A 23,093-nucleotide genomic window follows, 5' to 3' on the forward strand; every position below is an offset into this window, starting at 1 on the left:
GACAACGTCGGCTTCACGGTCGAGCTGATCGCGCCGATCGCCATGGAAGACGGCCTGCGCTTCGCCATCCGCGAAGGCGGCCGCACCGTCGGCGCAGGCGTCGTCGCAAAGATCATCGAGTAAGTCGAAAGGCTCTGCCTTTCGACTGGCGGGCAGCAGTCGGTTTCCTGAAAGGAAATCGACGAGAGCCCGCACCCTGAAAGCCGGGCACTGACGAACGATACCGACGTGAGGCGGGGTTCACCCCGCCACGACCGATAGAAAAGGGCCGGACATCCGGCCCTTTTTTCACATTCGCGCATTGGAAGGAGGATCCCGTGCCCGCCGATTTCCCGTCCCCCGACACGGTCCATCCGATTCCCCTGCCGGACGGGACTGTCCATCAAGGCACCGTCTTCCTGAAGGCCGCGATCCGCCATTCCCGGATCGAGGTCGGCGACTATTCCTATGCCAGCGCCTTCGACGCGACGCCCGAGACCGACTGGGCGGCGAAGCTGGCGCCCTATCTCTACGACTTTTCGGCCGAACGGCTGGTGATCGGCAGGTTCTGCCAGATCGCGGACGGGGCCTTGTTCATCACCGCGTCGGCCAATCATCGCTACGACGGGTTTTCCAGTTTCCCCTTCGCCGTCTTCACCGGGGTCGATCCCGAAGGCCCCCGGCCGCCGTCGCTGCCGGGGCCCGGGGCGGATACCGTGATCGGCCACGATGTCTGGATCGGGCAGGGCGCGCGGATCCTGCCGGGGGTGGTGATCGGGTCGGGCTGTATCATCGGGGCCGGTGCGGTGGTGGCGGGACACGTCCCGCCCTACGCCATTGTCACCGGCAATCCCGGCAAGGTCCTGCGGCGGCGGTTCGACGAGGCAACCATCACAAGGCTGCTGGAGATCGCCTGGTGGGACTGGCCCATCGAGGCGATCCAAGGGGCCGAGGCCGCGATCTGCGGGGGGGATCTGGCGCGGCTGGAGGCCGTGGCGCGGGAGGTTTCTTCGCGCGGGTAACGGTGCGTTGGGACCACGCACCCAGCCGGTCGCGACCGTGTGGCCGGTGTGGGGACGGCGGGGTGAATCCCGCCCGGCCCTACGGCGTCGGCAATTCCTCGGGCACGCGGCCGACATAGCGGTCGGCCTCGGCTGTCAGGTCGTTCAGCGCATCCTGAAGCTTTTGCCGGTAGACCTCGATATCCTCTGCGCTGGCGCGGCGGGGGACGGTTTCGGTCCATTCCCGGCACATCATGACGCCGCGGCTGAAGGGCAGAGGCAGGAACATCTTGTCCCAGCTGCCGGCGACGAAAACCTTGCGGGCGGAAAAGGCCACCATGAAGACCCGCGATCCGGTGGTGCGGGCCCAGATGATCGGCACCGTCGACGATACCCGCGCCGGTCCGCGCGGCCCATCGCAGGCGATGCCGATGGAACAGCCTTCGCGCATTTTCTCGATCACCGTGCGGGTCAGCGCGACATGGCGCTTGTGAGAGCTCATCGAGATGTTTTCCATCCCCAGCTTCGCCTGCACGTTGCCGGCCAGTCGTCCGGCCCGGGCGTCGGCGGTCAGGGTGCACATCCGGTGGCGCGACAGGTCGCACAGCCACGGCGCGGCCATGATCCGCTGGTGCCACAGGACGCCGATGATCGGCTCTCCGTTCTCGCCCGCGCGGTCCATCTCTTCATAGCCCACGCGCTCCCATCGGGATGTCGCCTGGGCCAGGCGCAGATATCCCGCGACCAGCCATTCGACGGCATTGTTCAGGGCGGCACTGTTTGCGATCTTCTTGCGCAGGCTCATCGGACGGCTCCGGGATCTTGTCTGCCTGTCATAGACGATGGGGCAGGCAGTGCAATCGGTTCCGGCCTTCGGGCCGGGCCGTGCGAATCGCCGCCACCCCAATGGGACGGGTTGAGGAATGTATATACACTTGCTATCATGACGTCATGACGCATCGGGTGGAGCCATGGCAAAGAGCAAGGGTGCAGAAGCGAAGGCGGACAAGGCCAGGGACAAGGACTGCGGGGACGGTCGCAAGAACACGTCGCTGCGGCTGGAGGGGAAGACGCTGAAGGCCCTGAAGATCCGCGCCATCGAGGAAAACAGCTCGGTCCAGAAGATCGTCGAGGCGTTGATCGACGATTATCTCTCAAGAACGAAGAAACAGGACAAATGACCTCCGACAACAGTGACATCATGATCCTCGCAGGTGCGGTCACGGCCGAGGCGATGGGCGACAGGCTGGGCAAGCTGGTGCTGGACACGCCCGAAGCGGGCGAGACCGCGGGTTTCGTGCTGCTGGACACCTTCGACCAGGCGGTGCGCAAGGCGGGATCGGTCCTGATCGAAACCGGCGGCCAGTTGCAGCTGATGCAACCGGGCGGCGTGGTGCGGACGCAGGCGGCGAAACGGTCGGGCAATTTCGTGGCGGATTTCGCCGATGGCCCGGTCAAGGACGCGCTGTCGGGCCTGGAGCCGCTGCGCAGCCTGCTGGTCGTGGGGCGGGGAGAGCTTCGCCAATCCGCTGCCGTCGCCAAGGACGACGAAGACAAGACCCACGCCCGCGTGCGCTTTTCGACGCTGGTGCCGGACGGGGCAGGCAAGAAGGTGACGCTGGTCTCTCTCCAGCCCCTGCGCGGCTACGAGAAGTCTTTCGAGGCTTTGGGCAGCCGGGTTCAGGATGTCTCCAAGGGGCCGGAGATGGAGGTAAGGGACCTTTATGCGCGCCTCTTCCCGGATACCCTGGATTACGATCCCAAGCCCGATGTCGGCATGACGGGCGGGGAAACGGCCTTTCAGGCGGCGACCGACATCATGCGCGCCTACCTGGCAGTGGCACGGCGGAACGAGGACGGCACGATTGCCGACCACGATACCGAATTCCTGCACGACTATCGCGTGGCGCTGCGCAAGATCCGGTCGGTGATCAGCCTGTTCAGGGGCGTCTTTTCCGACGCGGAAACGGCCCGGTTGAAGACCGTCTTTTCCGACCTGATGGCGCCGACGGGGCGGCTGCGGGACCTGGATGTCTACCTGCTGGAAAAGGACACCTATTTCGACCTGCTGCCCGAAACTTTGCACGACGGGCTGACCGCCATGTTCGCCCAGTTCGCCAAAGAACGGAACGCGGTGCAGAAGCAGGTCGCCCGGCGCCTGCGCAGCGCGACCTATGCCCGCCAGATGGCGGCGCTTCAGGCGGAATTCGATGGCGCGACCGGGCTGGAGCCGGGCCCCGCGGCCGACCGTCTGGCGCATGACTATGCCTGCGAACTGATCTGGAAGCGCTATCGCAAGGTGTGCAAGATCGCCCGCGCCATCGACGACACGACCCCGGACGAGGACGTGCACGAGCTGCGGATCCACTGCAAGAAACTGCGCTACCTGATGGAGTTCTTCGCACCGCTCTTCCCGGCCGCCGACATCAAGGCGCTGATCAAGCCCCTGAAGGTGCTGCAGGACAACCTTGGCCTTTTCAACGACTATTCGGTTCAGCAGGCGTCGCTTCAGGACTTCCTGGACAGCCGCAGTGGCGTGCGGAAACAGGACGTGACCATCGCCAAGTCCATCGGCGCCCTGATCGCCATCCTGCACCGACGGCAGCTGGAAGAACGGGCCAGGGTTGTTTCAAGTTTCGCCCACTTCGACAGCGAAGACGTACAGCTCGCGTTCCGGGCCATGTTCAAGGAATCGGAGGTCTGACCATGCGGATCATAGCCTGTTACAGCAACAAGGGCGGCGTGGGCAAAACCGCGACCTCGGTCAATCTGGCCTATGCGGCGGCCGCGGCCGGTCTGAAGACGCTGATCTGCGACCTGGATCCGCAGGGCGCATCCAGCTTCTATTTCCGGGTGAAGCCGTCGAAGAAGCTGGTGGAAGACAAGTTCTTCAAAGACGAACAGAAGTTCATCAAGGCGATCCGCGGGTCGGATTTCGACAATCTGGACGTCCTGCCGGCCAACATGACCTTCCGCGATTTCGACATCTTCCTGAGCCGGATGAAGAACAGCCAGTCGCGGCTGAAGAAAGCGCTGAAGGCGGTCGACAACGATTACGACCTGATCGTGCTGGACTGTTCGCCCAATATCTCGGCCCTGTCGGAAAGCGTGTTCAAGGCGGCGGAACTGATCGTGGTGCCGGTGATCCCCACGACCCTGTCGGAACGGACGCTGGAACAGTTGCTGGACTTCTTCAAGGACCACGGACTGGACCGAAGGAAACTGGCGCCGTTCTTTTCCATGGTCCAGTCGTCGAAGAAGCTGCATACGGAAACGATGGAGCGGCTGCGCGCCGAATACGGCAAGCTGTTCCTGGACACTGCATTGCCCTTTTCGGCCGATGTCGAGAAGATGGGCGTACACCGGGCGCCGGTCGGAACCTTTGCCGCGACGCGCCCGGCGGGCAAGGCCTATGCCGGGCTGTGGCAGGATCTGCAGGACCGGCTGGGACTGAAGGCGGGCAAATGATGGCGGATGCGACGGAAATCGAACGCAAGTTCCTGGTTTCGAGGCGGCCGTCACTGGACGGTGTGCGCCGGGCCGAGGTTCGGCAGGGTTATCTGACTCATCCCGACGATTCGGTCGAATTGCGGGTGCGCCAGATCAACGATCGTTACTTCCTGACGCTGAAATCGGGCGAGGGGCTGACCCGCGGCGAACGCGAAATGCCGATCAGCCGGGCGCAGTTCGACACCTTGTGGCCCGCGACCGAAGGGCGGCGGGTGGAAAAGGAACGCTGGACGGGGGATCTGGAGGCAGGCCGGGTGTTCGAACTGGATATCTTCACCGGCACCCTGGCGCCCCTGATGCTGGTCGAGGTCGAATTCGATACGGAAGAGGCTGCGAACGGGTTCCAGCCGCCCGACTGGTTCGGCCCCGACGTGACCCGGGACAAGCGGTTCAAGAACAAGGCGCTGGCGCAGGCGGTGAACAGTTTCCTTCAAGATTGAGTTCCGATGCCGACGAAACAATATGGCGTGCTGCCTTACGTGAAACGCGGAAGCAGACCGCAGCTTGTCCTGATCACCAGCCGGACCTCAGGAGCGTGGATCTTCCCGAAGGGCAAACGCATCCCCGGCAAGGGCCGGCGCGGCTCGGCCCTGCAGGAAGCGTTCGAGGAGGCGGGTCTGGTCGGTCGGCTGGACAAACGTATTGCCTTCCGCAGGGTCATCCTGCGATCCGGCGGTAAGATCGATCTGACGCTTTATGTCCTGCGGGTGGACAAGGTATTGAAGCGCTGGCCGGAACAGAAGCAGCGGGACCGCATCCTTGTCTCGCCCGAGCGGGCTGAAAAGCTGGTCGATTGCCCGCAGTTGCGCCGCTGCGTGAAGGAATGGCGGCGGGTCGCCTGAGGACGCCGGACCCGCGCGCCGCCCTGCAAGTGAGAGGAGGTGAGGCGATGAGCCTCGATCTCGTGTTGATTGCCCCCGGGCCGGCCAAGCGCCGGTGGGAAGGGGCCGAAGAGGACCGGCCGCTGAAGACCCGGGGTAAACGCTGGATGCAGCGCCTGGGCGTGTGGATGGCCGAACAGGGCCTGCGGCCTGCGGTGACGGTGGCCGACCGGACCTTGCTGGCCTGCGTGTCGGCTGAAAAGGCGCTGAAGGCCGCGGGGCTTTCGGCCCAGGATATCCAGGACGGCGAAGACGTGGCGCAGACAGCCCTGTCCGCGCTGCGCCGCCTGCGGGAAACGGGCGCCGGTTGCGGCGGCCTTCTGGTCGTGGCCCCGGGCGAACGTCTGGCGCCGCTGTGCAGCCTGACCGACCTGAACTGGACGCCGGACCAGTTCCCGCCCGGATCGCTGTGTCACCTGTCCCTGCCGGTGGGTGCGCCCCTGCGGCCCGGCATCGCGAAGCGGGTTGCCAGCGTCCAGGCAGGCACCCTGCCGGAAGACTTTCCCTTTCCCGGTCCCGGTGGCCCCGAACGGCGCCCTCGCCCGGCCTATTACTATACCCAGTCTGCCGTCCTGCCCTATCGCCGCGGTCGGAACGGGGCAGAGGTGCTGCTGATTTCCTCCAGCAGCGGCGATCACTGGCTGGTGCCGAAGGGCATCCATGAACCGGGCATGACCGCCCAGGCCTCGGCCGCGGTCGAGGCCGAGGAAGAGGCCGGCGTTCGCGGCACCGTGGGCGAGGCATCGATCGGGCGTTACGAGGTCCAGAAATGGGGCGGGCGGTGCAGCGTGACCGTCTACCCGATGAAGGTTACCCGTGTGCTGAAAGCCCCGGACTGGGAAGAGCACAACCGGGACCGCCGCTGGGTTCCGGCAAAGAAGGCCGCGAAGATGCTGGACCAGCCGGAACTGCGCTCCATCGTGAACCGCTTCGTCGCCGGCCTGTGACGGGGCGCCCGGGCGAACGCCATCGACTTTCGCCGCGCGCTGCTGTTCAAGGTCATCGGCATGTTTCACCGACGCGAGGCCCCCGGATGTTCCTGACGCTTCACCCGTTCGTTCCCGGGGGCCGGGCATGACCGCGCCCTGCGGCCGGGCGCTGATGCTGCAGGGCACCGGGTCCAACGTGGGAAAGTCCATGCTGGTTGCAGGCCTGATCCGCGCGGCGCGCCTTCGCGGGCTGAATGTGGCACCGTTCAAGCCGCAGAACATGTCGAACAACGCGGCCGTAACCGACGATGGCGGAGAGATCGGCCGCGCCCAGGCGCTGCAGGCCCGGGCGGCCGGACTGGCGCCGCACACGGATATGAACCCGATCCTGCTGAAGCCCGAAACCGATACTGGCGCGCAACTGGTGGTGCAGGGCAAACGCCGGGCGCTGCTGGGGGCGCGGGACTATTTCAGCGCGAAACGCGACCTGATGGCGCCGGTGCTCGACAGTTTTGGCCGGCTGCGCGCCGCCCACGACCTGGTGATCGTCGAAGGCGCCGGCAGCCCGGCAGAGGTCAACCTGCGTGCCAACGACATCGCCAACATGGGCTTTGCCTGTGCTGCCGACGTGCCGGTGGTGCTGGTGGGCGATATCGACCGGGGGGGCGTGATCGCGCAGATCGTGGGCACGCAGGCGGTGCTGGACGACCGGGACCGGGCGCAGATCGCGGGCTTCCTGGTGAACAAGTTCCGGGGCGACCCACGGCTTTTTGACGACGGCTATGCCTATACGGTCGACCGCACCGGCTGGCCCGGGTTCGGCGTGCTGCCCTGGTTTCCCGACGCCTGGAAGCTGCCGGCCGAGGATGCGCTGGACCTGAAGGCCCGCGAATCCGAGGGGACCTTCCGCGTCGTCTGCCTTGGCCTGTCGCGGATCGCGAATTTCGACGACCTGGACCCGCTGGCGCAGGAACCCGGCGTGTCGCTGCGGATCCTGCGGGCGGGCGAAGTCCTGCCCGGCGATACCGACCTGGTGATCCTGCCGGGCAGCAAGTCCACGCGGGGCGACCTGGATTTCCTGCGGGCGCAGGGCTGGGATGTCGACCTTGCCGCGCATCGCCGGCGGGGCGGCCGGATCCTGGGGATCTGCGGCGGCTACCAGATGCTGGGCCACGCGGTCCATGATCCGGACGGGATCGAGGGCGCACCGGGGTCCACGCCAGGCCTGGGCCTCTTGGACGTGGCGACCGACATGGTCCCGGAAAAGCGCCTGGCCCTGACCGCGGCGCGGCATGTCGCGACCGACACGCCGGTGAACGGGTATGAGATCCATATCGGCCGGACCTCCGGCGCGGACACGGGCAGGCCCTTCGCGATGGTCGGCGACCGGCCCGAAGGGGCGATCAGCGCCGACGGGCGCGTGATGGGGTCCTACCTGCATGGCCTCTTTTCAGACAACGCGTTTCGGGGGGCCTTCCTGCAGATGGTGGGCGCGGAGCCCGAAGGCCGCGACTATGACGCCGGGGTCGAGGCGACGCTGGACGCGCTGGCCGCCCATGTCGAGGCGCATCTGGACGTGGACGGCCTGCTGGCCGCCGCGCGCTGAAAATGCGCCGTGGAACGAAAGTTCCCGCCCGGCGGTCTGCCGGGCAGTGACAGCCCAGCCCCCTTGGGCCGGCCGCCACCTTTCATGCTGCTTCTGCAACGGGCCGATTGAACCGTTTCGCTGTTCGGGCGACGACCTGTTGCGGACCGTCGCCTAAAGGGCCCGGACGTTCAGGCGCAGGATCCGCATCACCCGAAGGAAGGCCTCCAGGTCTTCGGGGTCCACGCCGCGGATCAGGTCGCGTTCCCGTTCCAGTGCCACGGCCAGGATGCGGTCGTGGATCGACAGACCGGTCGGGGTGATGGCCAGCATCCTTCGGCGGCCGTCATTCTCGGCCGGTTCGGTGGTGGCATATCCCAGCTGTTCCAGCTGGCGCAGCGCGCGGCTGACCGCGCCCTTGTCCATCGACAGATGTTCCGCGATGTTCACGGCCGACAGACCGGTATCCGCGGCCAGGGTGGACAGCACTCGCCATTCCGTCACACCGATCCCGAAATCCCGCAGGTACACGGCCGAAGCGCCGGCGGTCAGGGCGCTGTTCACGGCCGTCAGGTAATAGGGGATATAGCTTTCCGTATCGATCACCGGCCGGCCGTCCACCACTTTGGTGGAGGTCGACAGCCTGGCATCGGGACACAGATGGGGCGGGGCTTTGCGGCGGGGCGGCGACTGTTCGTTCATCGCCGACCCGGGTCATTTCGGGCCGCGCGGGGGGCCAAGTGGGGTCGGGCCAATGTCCTGTCTCCTGATGTCAGGACATCATCCATCACACGGGCCTAATATGGAAGCCCGACATAGTTGCGCGCCAGCGTCGCCTGCGCATCGTCGTTTTCCGCCAGGAAGGCCATTTCGGCCACCTGCATTTTCAGGTCGAACGGCCCCTGGTCCGGAAAACGGTGCAGAAGCGAGGTCATCCACCAGCTGAACCGCTGTGTCTTCCAGACCCGCGCCAGCGCCTTTTCGGAATAGGCTTCGAGCCCGGCGCCGTCCTTTTCCAGATAGTGCGACAGCAGCCCGTGATAGAGATAGTACACATCCGACGCGGCCGAGTTCAGCCCCTTGGCCCCGGTCGGCGGCACGATATGGGCGGCGTCGCCACACAGGAACAGGCTCCCCCAGCGCATCGGTTCCGACACGAAGGACCGAAGCGGCGCGATGGATTTCTCGATCGACGGGCCGGTGACCAGGTTCGCCGCGTGTTCCGACGGGATCCGCCGCTTCAGTTCCGCCCAGAAGGCATCGTCGGACCAGTCCTCGGCCTTGTCGGTCAGCGGGCACTGGACGTAATAGCGGCTAAGGGTGTGGCTGCGCATGGAGCACAGCGCAAAGCCCCGTTCGGAATTGGAATAGATCAGTTCGTCGTGCACCGGGGGGGTTTCCGACAGGATGCCCAGCCAGCCGAAGGGATAGACCTTCTCGAACTCGGTCCGGACGTTGTCGGGGATGGTTTTGCGGCTGACCCCGTGAAAGCCGTCGCAGCCGGCCACGAAATCGCAGTCGATCCGCTTCTCCTGCCCTTCGTGGCGGAAGAGGACATAAGGTTTGCCGGTCTCCAGATCGCAGAGCGTCACGTCCTCGACCTGGAACAGTGTCGTGGCTCCGGCAGCGGCGCGGGCATCGTAGAGATCGCGCGTGACCTCCGTCTGGCCATAGACCATCACGGGCCGCCCGGCATGGCGGGTGAAATCGATATGGACCTGGTGTTCGCCGAAGGCCATCACGGTGCCGTCGTGACGGATGCCTTCCTTTTCCATCCGGTCGGCCACCCCGGCCTCTGCCATCAGATCGACGAAGCCTTCTTCCAGCACGCCGGCCCGGATCCGGCCCAGGACATAGTCGCGGGTCTGGCGTTCCAGAACCACCGCGTCGATCCCCTGCCTGTGCAGCAATTGCCCCAGCAGAAGGCCCGACGGACCGCCTCCGATGATTGCGACCTGCGTCCGCATGTTAGGTTCTCCTCCCGTTATCCTTCGGCGTGGATGCGCCTTTGAAGGATCGTCATTTTGGTTGAGGTGTCAACTAATTTCACGCACGCAATCCGTCAAGACGATTCCCTACGGGATGAAAATTGTGGGCGGCACCCTGCCGGGCCCGGGGCCCGGCAGGGTGCCGTACGGGGTCAGCCCAGCCAGACGGGGTTGGTCCAGGCGCGCTTGCCGGCGCGGTCCATAACGGTGACGCGGACCCAGGGGGAAGCGGCAAAACGGTCCAGCGGCACGCGGGTGCGGGTCATGCTGTCGCCATGCACTGCGGTCGAGGCGCTGCCCTTGCCCTGTACGATCACGGTGGCGACAGCGCTGGTTTCCACCACGACATGACGGTCTTCCCAGACCACGTTGTGGATCAGCGGGCCGGTGCTGGAATAGTGGTGCCCGGCCTTCAGGGCCTCGACCAGCGCGTCGGGATCGTTCTCTTCCGCCTTCACCATTACCCAGCCGCCGAAATGGTCGGGCTCGGTAAAATGGGCGTCGTCGGTGGCGCAGAGGTCCAGCTTGCGGCCTTCGGTCAGAAGCTGGTCCAGCGTGTAGAACCCGTGCGGCCGGTCGCAGGCTATGGCGCAGCCGTGATTGTAGATCTCGACGGCATGGGCGGCTTCGATGGTGCGGGCGTCCTCGGTCGTCAGACCCGACCATTCCGGGTGGGCGATGGCGACGAAGGCCCCCGCGTCACGCGCGCGGCGGGCGATTTCCGCACCGGTTTCCTGGCCGTCGACGGGCCGGAAATGGGGGGAATTGCCGGGGGCGAAGTCCTCGGGCAGGCCCACGGCCAGGATGTGCCACAATTCGCCGTTCTCCATCGCGCCGGAATGCAGTTCCGCGCCGGGGATGGTGGTGAAGCGGTTGTTGCGAAAGGCCTTGGTGTCGGTGATCGGATAGTCGAACAGGCCCACGAAGTGATCGGTCAGGGACAGGAAGTCGTATCCTTCCGCCTCGTACCGGCGGCAGACCTCTGCCGGGTCCAGCGCCCCGTCGGAGCGGTTGGAATGGGTGTGCAGGTTCCCGCGCCAGAACCGCCCGGGGGCGGCAAACATCTTGTCGGTCATGGTTCGGTCTCCTTCAGGTCTGTCAGGCGGCGCTATGCCCACCGATGGTGACAGTTCGGTGACGCATGCGGCGCTAACCGCATGATTAAGGAAGTCCCGGCCATATTCGCCAGAAGAGACTGCATTTTCCCGGCGACGCACCCGGCGTGACGTCGCGACGTGCCGACGGGCGCGGTGTCGAACGGGCAGGGGATCTGCCGTGGCGGGGCGGGCGGCGCCAGCCTATCGTTCCATCGTTCCATCGTCGCGGGCCAGGGGGCGGGGCCTGCCGCCGGGTGCCGTGCCGGACGGGTCGCCAGCGAAGATCGGTCGCGCGGATCCGGGCTGGGACCGGTTTCTGTCGCTGCGTGTGATTCTGTTCCTGGACGCTTCGGACGTCCGGGCCTGCATCCGCCTTTTCCTGACATATGTCCGCACTGACGCCGGGATCACGGCTCTGGACACTTGCCGTTTCGCTAAACGTGTGGAATAGCCTTTCGCAGGGCGGAATGAAGGGGTGCCTGACAAAGGACAGGATTTTTCGTGCAGACCGGCTTTGCGGGTTTGCGCTTGTCCGTGGAACCCGGCTAGAAAACCGTCAGAGGACCAGGAGGCGGTGTCAAGTGCTAAGGCGCTGCCGGATGCAAGGAGAACTGTCGGCATGACCGAAGCCATCGGATACGAACGCGTGGGCGACATCGCCGTGCTTGCGGCGCAGAACCCGCCGGTCAACGCGCTGGGCCACGCCGTGCGGCAGGGGCTGGTCGACGGGATCGCCAAGGCCACGGCCGACGGCGCCAAGGCGGTGCTGATCTATGGCGAGGGCAGCACGTTTTTCGCCGGTGCCGATATCCGCGAATTCGGCCAGACCCCCAAGGAACCGCACCTGCCTGACGTCTGCAACGCGATTGAGGCCGCGCCGATGATCGTGGTCTCGGCGCTCCATGGGACCGCGCTGGGCGGCGGGATGGAGATCGCGCTGTCCACGCATTACCGCATCGCCGTACCGAAGGCGCGGATGGGCCTTCCGGAAGTGAACCTGGGCCTGATCCCCGGCGCCACCGGCACCCAGCGCTTGCCGCGCCTGATCGGCGTGGAAAAGGCCATCGACATCGTCACCTCGGGCCGGCAGCTGGGTGCCAGGGACCTGCTGGCCATGGGCGTGATCGACAAGATCGCCGACGGTTCCCCGCGCGAGATCGGTCTGGCCTATGCGCAGGAATTGCTGGACGCCGCCGCGCCGCGCCGCCCGGTCAGCGAGATGCCGGCGCCCGAGCCCATCGATTTCGACGCCGCCTATGAAGCGACCCTGAAGAAGGGACGGGGCCTGCTGGCCCCCGCCTACGGCGTCCGCGCCGTGCAGGCAGCCTGTGAAAAACCTTTTGCCGAAGGCGTGGCCTACGAACGGTCCCTGTTCCGCGAACTGATGGAAACCGACCAGCGGCAGGGCATGATCCATGCCTTCTTTTCGGAACGGCAGGTGTCCAAACTGCCGGAACTGAAGGGGGTCGATCCGCGTCCGCTGGCCGCCATCGGCGTGATCGGCGGCGGCACCATGGGGGCGGGCATCGCCACCGCGGCGCTGCTGTCGGGGCTGAACGTGGTGCTGGTGGAGATGTCGCCCGAGGCAGCAGCGGCCGCCAAGGACCGCGTGTCCGGCAACCTTTCCGGCGCACTGAAGCGCGGCCGGATCGACCAGGCGAAGTTCGAGCACCTGACCGAAACCGCCCTGACGCCGACCACCGATTTCGGCGATCTGAAGGACGTCGACCTGGTGGTCGAAGCCGTGTTCGAAAACATGGACGTCAAGAAAGAGGTCTTTGGCAAGCTGGACGCGGTCTGCAAGCCGGGTGCGGTTCTGGCGTCGAACACGTCGTACCTCGACATCGACGAGATCGCGGCCTCGACCAGCCGGCCGGCGGACGTGATCGGGCTGCACTTCTTCTCGCCCGCGCATGTGATGAAGCTCTTGGAGGTCGTGGTCGCGGACAAGACCGCGCCCGACGTCATGGCGACGGGGTTCGACCTGGGCAAGAAGCTGGGCAAGGTGTCGGTCCGTGCGGGCGTCTGCGACGGCTTCATCGGCAACCGGATCCTGTCGAAGTACCGCACTGCGGCGGATCACATGATCCTGGACGGGGCCTCGCCCTATGCCATCGATAAGGCGATCACCGATTTCGGCTTTGCCATGGGCCCCTTCGCGGTGGCCGACCTGGCCGGGCTCGACATCGGTTACATGACCCGCAAGCGGCTGGCGCCGACCCGCGATCCGCGCGAACGGGTGTCGACCTATGCCGACAAGCTGGTCGAGGCCGGGCACAAGGGCCAGAAGACCGGCAAGGGCTATTACGACTATGCCGCCGGGTCCCGCGCCGCGGCACCGAACCCCGAGGTGATGGAGCTGATCGAGGCCGAACGGGCCGAGCTTGGCATCACGCCCAGGGACTTCACCGAAGCAGAGATCGTGCGTCGCTACATGGCCGCGATGGTCAACGAAGGCGCCAAGGTGGTGGGTGAAGGCATCGCGCGCCGCCCGCTGGACGTCGATATGACGTTCCTTTTCGGCTACGGCTTCCCGCGTTATCGCGGCGGGCCGCTGAAATGGGCCGACATGGAAGGCCTGCCGGCGCTGCTGGCGGATATCAAGGAATACGCGAAGGAAGATCCGTACTTCTGGCAACCCGCGCCCCTGCTGGAGCAGCTGGTGGCCGAGGGCCGGACCTTCGACGACCTGAACAAGGAAGCGGCCTGAGCCGCAACATGAGGGGGGAGAACAACCCATGGACCTGAACTACACGCCCGAGGAGCAGGCCTTCCGCGAGGAGGTCCGGACCTTCCTGGCCGAAAAGCTGCCGAAGGACCTGGCCGACAAGATGAAGACCAAGTCGGAGCTGTCGAAGGAAGATTACCTTCGCTGGCACAAGATCCTGTACGAACAGGGCTGGATCGCGCCGAACTGGCCGAAGGAATACGGCGGGGCCGAATGGAACGCCGTCCAGCGCCACATCTTCGAGGAAGAATGCGCCTTCGCCAACACGCCGCGGGTCCTGCCCTTCGGCCTGGCGATGCTGGGCCCGGTGCTGCAGGCCTTCGGGAACCAGGAGCAGAAGGATTACTACCTGCCCCGCATCCTGTCGGGCGAGGACTGGTGGTGCCAGGGCTATTCGGAACCCGGCGCGGGGTCCGACCTGGCCAGCCTGAAGACCCGCGCGGTGCGTGAAGGCGACCACTATATCGTCAACGGTCAGAAGACCTGGACGACGCTGGGCCAGCACGCCGACTGGATCTTCTGCCTGGTCCGCACCGATCCGAACGTGAAGCAGCAGGAAGGCATCAGCTTTCTTCTGATCGACATGAAGACGCCCGGCATCACCGTGCGCCCGATCATCCTGCTGGAAGGCACCCACGAGGTGAACGAGGTCTTCTTCGACAACGTCAAGGTTCCGGTCGAAAACCTGGTGGGCGAGGAAAACAAGGGCTGGACCTACGCCAAGTACCTGCTGACCCATGAACGCACCAATATCGCGGGCGTTGGCGCATCGAAGGCGGCGCTGGATTCGGTCAAGCGCATGGCCCGGGCCGAGATGTCGGGCGGCCGCCCGCTGATCGAGAACCCGGCCTTCGCCGCCCGCCTGGCCGAGGTCGAGGCCGACCTGATGGCGATGGAAACCGCGAACCTGCGGATCGTGTCGCAGGCCGCCGTGGGCCATGCTCCGGGGATCGAAGCGTCGATGCTGAAGGTCAAGGGCACCATCATCCGGCAGGAAATCAACGACTTGGCCCGCCGCGCCGTGGGCCCCTACGCGATGCCGTTCCAGTCCGAAGCCGTCGAGGGCGACAACCAGCCCATCGGCCCGGACTACGCGGCCCCGCAGGCCAGCCGGTACTTCAACAACCGCAAGCTTTCGATCTTTGGCGGATCGAACGAAGTGCAGCGCGGCATCATCGCCAAGACCCAGATCGGAGTGTAAGCCATGAATTTCGAGCTGACCGAAGAGCGGCAGATGCTGCAGGACACCCTGCGTCGTTTCCTGGCGGACCGTTACGGGCTGGAAACGCGCAACAAGATCATCGACAGCGAAGAGGGCCTGTCGCCCGAGATCTGGGCCGAACTGGCCGAACTGGGCGTCATCGGCGCGCTGTTCACGGAAGAGGACGGCGGCTTTGGCGGCAAGGGCTTCGACATCACCACGGTGTTCGAGGAACTGGGCCGCGCAGGCGTCGTCGAACCCTTTCTGGACACGGCCATCCTGGGCGGCGGCCTGATTGCCGCGCTGGGGTCGGACACCCAGAAGGAACTGCTGGAAGAGGTCATCGGCGGAGCGCTGCACCTTGCCTTCGCCCATGGCGAGCCGCGCAGTCGCTATGAGCTGAACCAGGTGGAAACCACCGCGAAGGTTTCGGGGGACGAGATCGTTCTGTCCGGCCGCAAGGCCGTGGTCGTGAACGCCGAAGCGGCGGGCTACCTGGTCGTCTCGGCCCGTGAAAGCGGCGGTCTGATGGACGAGGACGGGATTTCCCTGTTCCTGGTGCCCGCGGACACTGCCGGCCTGACCATGGTCGGCTATCCGCTGATGCAGGGCGGCCGCGCGGCCGAAGTGACGCTGGACGACGTGAAGGTCCCGTCCTCGGCCCGTCTGGGCGAGGCCGGCAAGGCCTATCCCGCGATCGTCACGGCGGCGGCGCGCGCCAATACGGCGCTGTCGGCGGAAATCCTGGGCTCCATGGAAACCGCGACCGGGCTGACCAAGGAATACCTGGTCACCCGCCAGCAGTTCGGCCGTCCGATCGGCACCTTCCAGGCGCTGGCACACCGCATGTCCGACATGCTGATCGAGCTGGAGATGGCGCGGTCCGCCGTCATCAACATCGCCGGCCGGCTGGAGTCCGACACCGCCGAGCGCGACCGTTACGTCGCCGCGACACGGAACTACCTTGGCCGGGCCGGGCGCCTGATCGCGGAAGAAGCGATCCAGATGCACGGCGGCATCGCCATGACGAAGGAATACGAACTGGCGCATTTCGCCAAGCGTATCGTCATGTCCGACCACCGGCTGGGCGACACCGACTGGCATCTGGAGCGGTTCATTGCCCTCAGCGCCGCAGCCTGAGACGGGTCCTGACGCCGGCCTGATTATCGGAGAGACGGGCGCGCAAAGCCTTGTCGGGTACGTGGTTGATATCAGCCACCCCGACGGGCGCGCCCGGACCCATCTGGACATCGGCCCGCAGCACCTCAACCGCCACGGGGTGCTGCATGGCGGGATCATCGCGATGATCCTCGACAATGTGTGCGGCGTCGCCGGTTCGTTGTCGGTCGATGCGTCGGGCAAGGCGCCTTTCCTCAGCCTGTCGATGACCACCCAGTTCCTGGCCCCGGCCCTGCCGGGCCGGGTCACGGCCATGGGCACCATCGCCGGCGGCGGCCGCAGCACGCTGTTCATCGAGGGCGAGCTGAGGGATGCCGAGGGCAAGCTGCTGGCGACCTCGTCGGGCGTCTACAAGCGTGTCTCGCAGGAGAAACTGAAGAAATGACCGAAGCCACACCCGAACTGGCGCGCGTGGACGACCTGGGCGACCGGCTGGTTGTCGTCAACATGAACACCACCAAGCGCGGCGCCCTGTCGCCCGCGCTTTATGCGGCGATCAACGAGGCGATGGCAAAGGCCGCGGATCCCCGGATTCGCGCCGTGATCCTGACGGCCGAAGGCGGGTTCTTTTGTGCGGGCGGGGACTTGTCGGTCCTGATCGACCGCCGGAAGATGCCGGAGGACGCCCGCCGCGCCAAGGTGGACGAACTGCACGGCCTGGTCCGCGCGATCCGCGCCTGCCCGGTGCCGGTGATCGCCGCGGTCGAAGGCGGCGCCGCCGGGGCCGGGGCCTCGCTGGCACTGGCCTGCGACCTGATCGTAGCGGCCGAGGGCGTGAAGTTCACCGCCGCCTACGTGAAGGCGGGTCTCGTGCCCGATGGCGGTCTGACCAGTGCGCTTTCGCGGATGCTGCCGCGCCAGCTGGCAATGGAGATGTGCCTGCTGGCCCGCCCCGTCATCGCCGAACGGATGGAAAGCCTGGGCGTCGTCAATGCCGTGGTCCCGGCCGGAGAGGCCGACGCGGCCGCGCACCGGCTTGCGGATGCTCTGGCCAAAGGCCCCAGAGAGGCGCAGGGTGTGATCCGGCGTCTTGTGGCCCAGGCTTACGAAAACACCGAGGCCGAGCAGCTTGACGCCGAACGCGACGCCATGGCCAGGGCGGCTGGGGGCACGGAATCGGGAGAGGGCATCGCCGCCTTCCTGGAGAAACGCGCGCCGAAATTCGGCTAGGCCCGTCACGGGGCTTGCGGGGGGGGAATACATGATGGAACGTTGGGACAATCTCCTGACGCAGTCGGTCGGGCGCGTGCCGGACCGGACGGCGCTGATCGACGGCTCCGGGGGCCTTTTCAGCTACCTCGCGCTGGAACGCGCGACCGAGGAGATGCGCGCTGTCCTGCTGGAAGCGGGTGTGAACCCCGGCGACCGGGTGTTGATCCTGCTGGAAAACTGCGCCGCCGCCGTCGCCTCGATCTTCGCCTGTTCGCGGATCGGCGCCTGGGCGGTGCCGGTGAATGCCCGACAGACCGCGCCCGAGATCGACCGGGTCCTGACCCATGCGAGACCAAGGGCGGTGCTGGCGACCACGGCCGCGTCGCCCGATGCCGCGCGGCACGCCCGCCGGCTGGAGGCCGCCGAGATCTTCGGTGCCTTCGGGTCCATGCACCTGGCCATGCCCTTCCCCAGCGCACCCGAAGCCGACGACCGAGTCGCCGCGCTGCTCTACACCACCGGCACGACGGGCGAGCCCAAGGGCGTGATGATCTCGCACGCCAACCTTCTTTACGGTGCGCGCCAGGCCGAGGTGTTTCGCGGTCTGAAACCGGGCAAGATCCTCTATGGTGTGGCGCCGTTTACCCATGTCATGGGCCTGACCTCGATCATGTCGGCCACGATCTGCGCCGGGGCCACGGCCCGTCTGGAAACGCGGTTCTCGGTCGAAAAGCTCTATACCGAACTGCAGCGCGACATGACCCACCTGCCGGCGGTGCCGCAGATGCACGCGCTGCTGATGGGCCATGTCCGGGCACTGGGCCACGACCGGCTGGACAGCCCGACGCTGGAATACGTGTCGTCGGGCGGCGCGCCGCTGGACCCCGAATGGAAGCGCCGGGCCGAAGCGTTCTATGGCCTGCCGCTCCAGAACGGCTATGGTTTGACCGAGACCTGTTCGGCCGTGACCGTCACCTGGAACAAGCTGGGCAGCCCCGACGTATCCGTCGGGCTGGAATTGCCCGAGACCCGGATCCGCATCGACGAAGCCGCGCCCGGCGGCGGCGAAGGGACGGGCGAGGTGCTGGCGAAGGGTCCGCAGATCATGCTGGGCTATTACCGCAATCCGGAGGCCACGGCAGCCGTTCTGGACGCTGACGGCTGGCTGCGCACCGGCGATCTGGGCGCCTTCGACGAAGGCCGGAACCTTCACATCAAGGGCCGCCTGAAGGAGCTGATCATTCACGGCGGCTTCAACGTCTATCCGCCGGAAGTGGAAGCGGCGCTGAACGAACATCCGCAGGTGATCCAGTGCGCGGTCGTCGGCATGATGATCGACGGGGACGAGAAGGTGGTGGCCTTCGTCCAGGCCGCGGCCGGCAATCTTCCGACCGAGGACGACCTTCGGGCCTTCGCCGCCGGCCGGCTGGCCGGCTACAAGCGCCCGTCGCGGATCGTGATCACGCAGGACCTGCCCGCTGCACCGTCGGGCAAGATCCTGAAGGCGCGGTTGCTGGAAACCTTCGCGGACGCCCTGGCCTGACCCGGTGCGGCGGGGTGAACCCCGCCCTGCGCGATCCCGGCGTCTTGCCCGGATTTCGCCGCCGCGTGCGCCGCGGCGCCGGACGGCCTCCGGCGGGAGTATTTTTGAAAAGAAGAAGCAGGGAACCTGTGCCGGGCGAAGTCCCCTGACTTCTTTGATCTTCAAATACCTCAGGGGTCCGGGGACAGCGTCCCCGGTCTGTCTCGGATGCCGGGCGCCCGGCCGGGCGTGTTATCGGTCGCCCTGGGAGTTGCCGTTCTCCTCCTCCTCGACCATGGTGCGGACGGCGCCGGTCACGGCCTTTTTCTGCTCTTCCGTCAGCGTGTTGGGATCGACTCCGTCGGCCAGGCGCACCGTCACCTCGCGGTGGGCGAAGTGGATGCCTTCGCGGTTGAAGAGCTCGCGGATGTCTTCGTAGACCTTCTTCCTCACCAGCCACTGGTCGCCCGGCTTGGTCATGAACTTCACCCGGATGATCATCGCGCTGTCCTGCATCTCGATCACGCCCTGGGATTTCAGCGGCTCGATGAAGTTGTGGCCGATCACCGGGTCGTCCAGCAGTTCCTGCCCCAGTTTCTTGATCAGCTTGCGGACCTTTTCGACATCCGTGTCATAGGTTACCCGCAGGGGTAGCTTCATGATCACCCAGTCGCGGGAATAGTTGGTCAGGACCTTGATCTCGCCGAAGGGCACGGTGTTCAGTGCGCCGCGATGATGGCGAAGCTGCATCGACCGGACCGAGATCTTTTCGACCGTTCCCTTCACGTCGCCGAGGTCGATGTACTCGCCCTTGCGGAACGCGTCGTCGATCAGGAAGAACGCGCCTGAGAAGATGTCGCGGATCAGGGTCTGGGCTCCGAAGCCTACGGCGATGCCGACGACGCCTGCACCGGCGAAGAGCGGCGAGACGTTCACGCCAAGCTCCATCAGCACGATCAGGGTGATGGTGGCGAAGACGACCGACAGGATCACGCCCCGGAACAGCGGCAGCAGCGTGGCCAGGCGGCTGGCCCCCGTACCGCCGCCCTCGTTGCCGGTTTCCGCCTCTTCCGGCTGGTCGCCGACTTCCTCGGCGATGCGATGATCGATCCAGATACGGGCCGCATTGTAGCAGACGTAGCCGATGAAGACGACCACGGCGATGTCGCTGATCGTGTCGATGATGGATTCCGAGATCAGCGTGCTGTGGGCTTCCCAGATCTGCAGGCTGGCCAGTGCGCCGGCGGCAATGGCCAGGATCCCGGCCGACCGCTTGGCCAGGGCCTTGAAGGTGGTCAGCCCGTGGTGGGCCATGCGCATCGGGTCATCGGCGGTATCGGCGGGGTCGGGATCATCCCCGGGATCTTCGCCGGGATGGTCCCCGGGATCGGCTGACGGGTCGTGAAAGGGGGCCGCGGCCGGCCGGGGTGGGGCCGGCTGTTCGAAATAGCGTTCTATCAGGAAATTGGCGGCGCCGTAGACGACGATGATCGCCATGAAGATCAGGTAGGCCGCAACGACCATAGGCACCGGGACCGGACGGGCCATGACCAGGTCGATGATCAGATTGATCCAGCCGAAGATCACGAAGACGATCAGGAACGGTGCCCAGAGCGTCGACAGCAGGCGGATCGGCCAGGCAACCTGCGTGACCGGGTTGCCGTCGCGGATCGCGTTCGACACTGCAGGCGCGTTGACCGCGATCATCGCGATGTTGGCAACGGTGCCGAAGAAGGCCAGCGTCCCGTGCAGCACGGCATAGACGTTGTAGTTCAGGCCGAAATCCTTGATCCAGGTGCTGAAGACGATGGTTGCCACGTCAAAGGTCAAGAGGATCCAAAGCCAGCGGTAAAGCCGTCGCGCGTCCCGGTCGGAAAACGAGGGCAGCCGGTACTGGGACAGGTAGGGCGACAGTACCATGCGCCAGAAGTCCGACCCCGTGCGCATCGCCGCATAGGCCACCAGGATCGAGGTCACGGTGAACTGGATCGAGATGTCGCTGATCCGCCCGTAAAGCGCTATGGCCGAAACATAGGCCACCACGATGGTGATCGCCGTGACCGAAAGCCCGCCCAGGAAGCGCAGGAGCAGGAAGGGCATCTTTTCCAGATAGCCCATGGGTTCGGCGACGATCCTCGGGATCAGCACGCGGCCCAGCACGCGGCGCGCGTAGAAATGGCGGGTCAGCAACTGGGCCACCAGCAGGAACGCCAACGTCGTCAGAAGAACCCGGACATAGGTGAAGATCTCTCCGGTCGGGCTGGTCTTGCGCAGGATATAGGTGACCTCGTTCAGGGAATTCGGCAGTGAGGTCAGGCGCTCCTTCAGCGCGTCCTCGAAATGCTGCATCATGCCCTGCATCTTCATCAGCTCGGACGCGTCCTCCATCGCGTCGCCGTCGGCCGTGCCGTCCCGGCTCTGCGTCTGAGGGGCCACGGCCGAGATCAGGCGGCCGCTTTCGTCCACGACGATGACACTCACCCCCGATTGCGCCGCCTGCCTGATCGCATCGGCCAGGGCATCGGGTCCGGTCGCGGGGCCGTCCTGTTTCGACGTGCCGGTCAGGCCGGGAAGGCCCGGCAGGTGCTGGGCCTGTGCCGCGGGGGCCAGCCAGGAGGTCCCGGCCAGGGCCAGGGCCGTCAGGATGGCCATTTGTCCGATCAGAACGCGCAACCTTTGAAGCATCGCGACTGTGCCCTTCCTGTCCCTTTTCCCGGTTCCGTCCGGTGCTGGCACGGTAGGAACTGCGCCGGCTTGCTGCAACCGGTCGGTGGCACTGCCATGGGGGGACAAGCGGAAGCGATGCGCGGAGAGGGGCAGGATTGCCTCAGTTCCATGCGCTGATCCGGCGTGAACCCGGCCTCGCCTTGACAGGAACCGGTCCGGGGCAGAGGTTGCGAGACAGGGCTGGGCCGATTGCCAGGGGCCGATGGCAGATGAAGGGGCGACCCGGAGGAGAAGTGCGTTGAACCCGGTGCTACATCGTGCGCGTAGCTCTTGCGGGTGTCCGGTGGCAACCGGTGATACGGACGCTGGCCGATGCGTGCGGATCGCGATTTGGTTTCGAATGAAGGCAAGGCAATCATGAGTGTTCCGGTCCGAAAGCCGGCCGAACCCGGTCCCCGGGTTGCCATGACCGCCCCGGCGACCGTTTCGCGCCGGGGGCCTCGGGTCATGCTGTACAGTCACGACACTTTCGGCCTGGGGCACCTGCGCCGGTCGCGGGCGCTGGCGCAGGCGATCACTGCGGCGGACGACAAGGCTTCGGCCCTGATCCTGACCGGATCGCCGGTCGCCGGTCGCTTTGCCTTTTCCGAACGGGTGGACCATATCCGCCTGCCCGGCGTGACCAAGCGCAGCGACGGCAGCTACGAATCCCAGGCGCTGGGCATGGATATCGACGAGACGACGGGCCTGCGCGCGGCGCTGATCCGGGCGGCGGCCGACAAGTTCCGCCCCGACATCCTGGTCGTCGACAAGGAACCGACCGGGTTCCGGGGCGAGTTGATCGACACGCTGGACGACCTGCGTGCCCATGGCCAGACGCAGACGGTACTGGGCCTGCGCGACGTGCTGGACGAACCGGCCGTGCTGGTGCCCGAATGGGACCGGAAGGGCGCGCTGGAGGCGACCGAGACCTATTACGACGAGATCTGGGTCTATGGCGTGCGCTCGATCTACGACCCGACTGCGGCGCTGGACCTCAGCCCCAGGATGCGGGACCGTACGTGGTGGACCGGCTATCTTCGCCGCGACGTGGGGCCGGTGGGCACGCCTCCGGCGCAGCCCTATGTCCTGGTCACGGCAGGCGGTGGCGGCGATGGCGAGATGCTGGTGGACCTGGTGCTGTCCGCATACGAGGCCGATCCCGGCCTTGGCCCGCGGGCGCTGATCGTCTACGGCCCCTTCCTGGACGGGGCGATGCGGGCCGGGTTCGGCGAACGCGTGGAGGCGCTGGGCGAGCGGGTGCAGGCGCTGGGTTTCGAATCCCAGATCGAGACGCTGATCGCCGGGGCCGAAGGCATCGTCTGCATGGGCGGCTACAACACGTTTTGCGAGGTGCTGTCCTTCGACAAGCGCGCGGTGATCGTGCCGCGGACGGTGCCGCGTATGGAACAGTACATCCGCGCCAGCCGCGCCGAGACGCTGGGCCTGGTCCGCATGGTCGACGAAAAGCGCGACGGACTGACGGCGCAGGCGATGATCGACGCGATCCGCGGCCTGCCCGCCCAGCCGCGCCCGTCGCAGGCGCCGGCCGACCGGCTGCTGGACGGACTGGACCGGGTGACGGAACGGGTGGCGGACATGCTGGGCCGCCGCTCGGGCCGCATCGGGGGATAA

The 23,093-nt window shown here is 66.2% G+C and carries 21 protein-coding genes; 16 read left to right on the plus strand and 5 right to left on the minus strand.

The window, feature by feature from the left end:
• The coding region (locus FQK05_RS23730) for an EF-Tu C-terminal domain-related protein (protein ID WP_456064406.1) at nt 1-123 on the plus strand (123 nt) is incomplete at its 5' end.
• A 194-nt stretch (nt 124-317) separates the two neighbouring features.
• Nucleotides 318-1,001, plus strand: coding sequence for a CatB-related O-acetyltransferase (locus FQK05_RS23735; protein ID WP_158971673.1), 684 nt, complete (start codon nt 318-320; stop codon nt 999-1,001).
• A gap of 79 nt (nt 1,002-1,080) precedes the next feature.
• Here the strand turns inward: FQK05_RS23735 and FQK05_RS23740 are convergent, their stop codons facing one another.
• Nucleotides 1,081-1,785, minus strand: a complete 705-nt coding sequence (locus FQK05_RS23740) for a lysophospholipid acyltransferase family protein (RefSeq protein ID WP_158971675.1) — start codon at nt 1,783-1,785, stop codon at nt 1,081-1,083.
• 166 nt (nt 1,786-1,951) lie between these two features.
• Between FQK05_RS23740 and FQK05_RS23745 the strand changes: the two genes are divergently transcribed.
• The 7 genes from FQK05_RS23745 to FQK05_RS23775 all read left to right on the plus strand — a co-directional run bounded on the left by FQK05_RS23745 (nt 1,952) and on the right by FQK05_RS23775 (nt 7,906).
• Entirely contained in the window at nt 1,952-2,161 is a 210-nt protein-coding gene (locus FQK05_RS23745) for a hypothetical protein (RefSeq protein WP_158971677.1), read from the plus strand.
• The gene (locus tag FQK05_RS23750) at nt 2,158-3,684 is read left to right on the plus strand and encodes a CHAD domain-containing protein (protein WP_158971679.1); all 1,527 of its coding nucleotides are present in this window, start codon (nt 2,158-2,160) and stop codon (nt 3,682-3,684) included. Before FQK05_RS23745 ends, FQK05_RS23750 begins: the two co-directional genes overlap by 4 nt.
• A 2-nt stretch (nt 3,685-3,686) precedes the next feature.
• Nucleotides 3,687-4,448: a ParA family protein gene (locus FQK05_RS23755; protein ID WP_158971681.1), complete on the plus strand. Its 762-nt coding sequence runs from the start codon at nt 3,687-3,689 to the stop codon at nt 4,446-4,448.
• Nucleotides 4,448-4,930: a CYTH domain-containing protein gene (locus tag FQK05_RS23760; protein WP_158971683.1), complete on the plus strand. Its 483-nt coding sequence runs from the start codon at nt 4,448-4,450 to the stop codon at nt 4,928-4,930. Before FQK05_RS23755 ends, FQK05_RS23760 begins: the two co-directional genes overlap by 1 nt.
• 6 nt (nt 4,931-4,936) lie before the next feature.
• The gene (locus FQK05_RS23765; RefSeq protein ID WP_158971685.1) at nt 4,937-5,332 is read left to right on the plus strand and encodes an NUDIX hydrolase; all 396 of its coding nucleotides are present in this window, start codon (nt 4,937-4,939) and stop codon (nt 5,330-5,332) included.
• Between the two features lie 47 nt (nt 5,333-5,379).
• Complete coding sequence (locus tag FQK05_RS23770; protein ID WP_199252759.1) at nt 5,380-6,318, plus strand: NUDIX hydrolase; 939 nt, start codon at nt 5,380-5,382, stop codon at nt 6,316-6,318.
• A gap of 127 nt (nt 6,319-6,445) precedes the next feature.
• The gene (locus FQK05_RS23775) at nt 6,446-7,906 is read left to right on the plus strand and encodes a cobyric acid synthase (protein WP_158971687.1); all 1,461 of its coding nucleotides are present in this window, start codon (nt 6,446-6,448) and stop codon (nt 7,904-7,906) included.
• Between the two features lie 153 nt (nt 7,907-8,059).
• Here the strand turns inward: FQK05_RS23775 and FQK05_RS23780 are convergent, their stop codons facing one another.
• The 3 genes from FQK05_RS23780 to FQK05_RS23790 all read right to left on the minus strand — a co-directional run bounded on the left by FQK05_RS23780 (nt 8,060) and on the right by FQK05_RS23790 (nt 10,949).
• Nucleotides 8,060-8,587 (minus strand): MarR family winged helix-turn-helix transcriptional regulator, encoded by a 528-nt coding sequence (locus tag FQK05_RS23780; protein WP_158971689.1) that lies wholly within the window; start codon nt 8,585-8,587, stop codon nt 8,060-8,062.
• 95 nt (nt 8,588-8,682) lie between these two features.
• A complete protein-coding gene (pobA, locus tag FQK05_RS23785) occupies nt 8,683-9,852 on the minus strand; it encodes a 4-hydroxybenzoate 3-monooxygenase (protein WP_158971691.1) in 1,170 nt (389 codons plus the stop codon).
• Nucleotides 9,853-10,025: 173 nt separating this feature from the next.
• Complete coding sequence (locus FQK05_RS23790) at nt 10,026-10,949, minus strand: PHP domain-containing protein (RefSeq protein WP_158971693.1); 924 nt, start codon at nt 10,947-10,949, stop codon at nt 10,026-10,028.
• A gap of 640 nt (nt 10,950-11,589) precedes the next feature.
• Between FQK05_RS23790 and FQK05_RS23795 the strand changes: the two genes are divergently transcribed.
• The 6 genes from FQK05_RS23795 to FQK05_RS23820 all read left to right on the plus strand — a co-directional run bounded on the left by FQK05_RS23795 (nt 11,590) and on the right by FQK05_RS23820 (nt 18,773).
• Nucleotides 11,590-13,680 (plus strand): 3-hydroxyacyl-CoA dehydrogenase NAD-binding domain-containing protein, encoded by a 2,091-nt coding sequence (locus FQK05_RS23795; protein WP_158971695.1) that lies wholly within the window; start codon nt 11,590-11,592, stop codon nt 13,678-13,680.
• Nucleotides 13,681-13,708: 28 nt separating this feature from the next.
• Nucleotides 13,709-14,899, plus strand: a complete 1,191-nt coding sequence (locus FQK05_RS23800; protein WP_158971697.1) for an acyl-CoA dehydrogenase family protein — start codon at nt 13,709-13,711, stop codon at nt 14,897-14,899.
• A 3-nt stretch (nt 14,900-14,902) separates the two neighbouring features.
• On the plus strand, nt 14,903-16,039 hold the full coding sequence (locus FQK05_RS23805) for an acyl-CoA dehydrogenase family protein (RefSeq protein WP_158971699.1): 1,137 nt from the start codon (nt 14,903-14,905) through the stop codon (nt 16,037-16,039).
• Nucleotides 16,040-16,100: 61 nt separating this feature from the next.
• Nucleotides 16,101-16,463, plus strand: a complete 363-nt coding sequence (locus tag FQK05_RS23810) for a PaaI family thioesterase (RefSeq protein ID WP_233270656.1) — start codon at nt 16,101-16,103, stop codon at nt 16,461-16,463.
• The gene (locus FQK05_RS23815; RefSeq protein WP_158971703.1) at nt 16,460-17,248 is read left to right on the plus strand and encodes an oxepin-CoA hydrolase, alternative type; all 789 of its coding nucleotides are present in this window, start codon (nt 16,460-16,462) and stop codon (nt 17,246-17,248) included. The genes FQK05_RS23810 and FQK05_RS23815 overlap by 4 nt, the downstream gene beginning before the upstream one ends.
• A 31-nt stretch (nt 17,249-17,279) precedes the next feature.
• Nucleotides 17,280-18,773, plus strand: a complete 1,494-nt coding sequence (locus tag FQK05_RS23820; RefSeq protein ID WP_233270657.1) for a class I adenylate-forming enzyme family protein — start codon at nt 17,280-17,282, stop codon at nt 18,771-18,773.
• Nucleotides 18,774-19,004: 231 nt separating this feature from the next.
• Here FQK05_RS23820 and FQK05_RS23825 read toward each other — a convergent pair whose 3' ends face one another.
• Complete coding sequence (locus FQK05_RS23825; RefSeq protein ID WP_158971705.1) at nt 19,005-21,404, minus strand: mechanosensitive ion channel family protein; 2,400 nt, start codon at nt 21,402-21,404, stop codon at nt 19,005-19,007.
• A 480-nt stretch (nt 21,405-21,884) separates the two neighbouring features.
• On the opposite strand from FQK05_RS23825, the gene FQK05_RS23830 reads away from it, so the two are divergent.
• Nucleotides 21,885-23,093, plus strand: coding sequence for a glycosyltransferase family protein (locus tag FQK05_RS23830; RefSeq protein WP_158971816.1), 1,209 nt, complete (start codon nt 21,885-21,887; stop codon nt 23,091-23,093).

It is taken from the genome of Chachezhania sediminis, assembly GCF_009765275.1.
Taxonomy (GTDB): Bacteria; Pseudomonadota; Alphaproteobacteria; order Rhodobacterales; family Rhodobacteraceae; genus Chachezhania; species Chachezhania sediminis.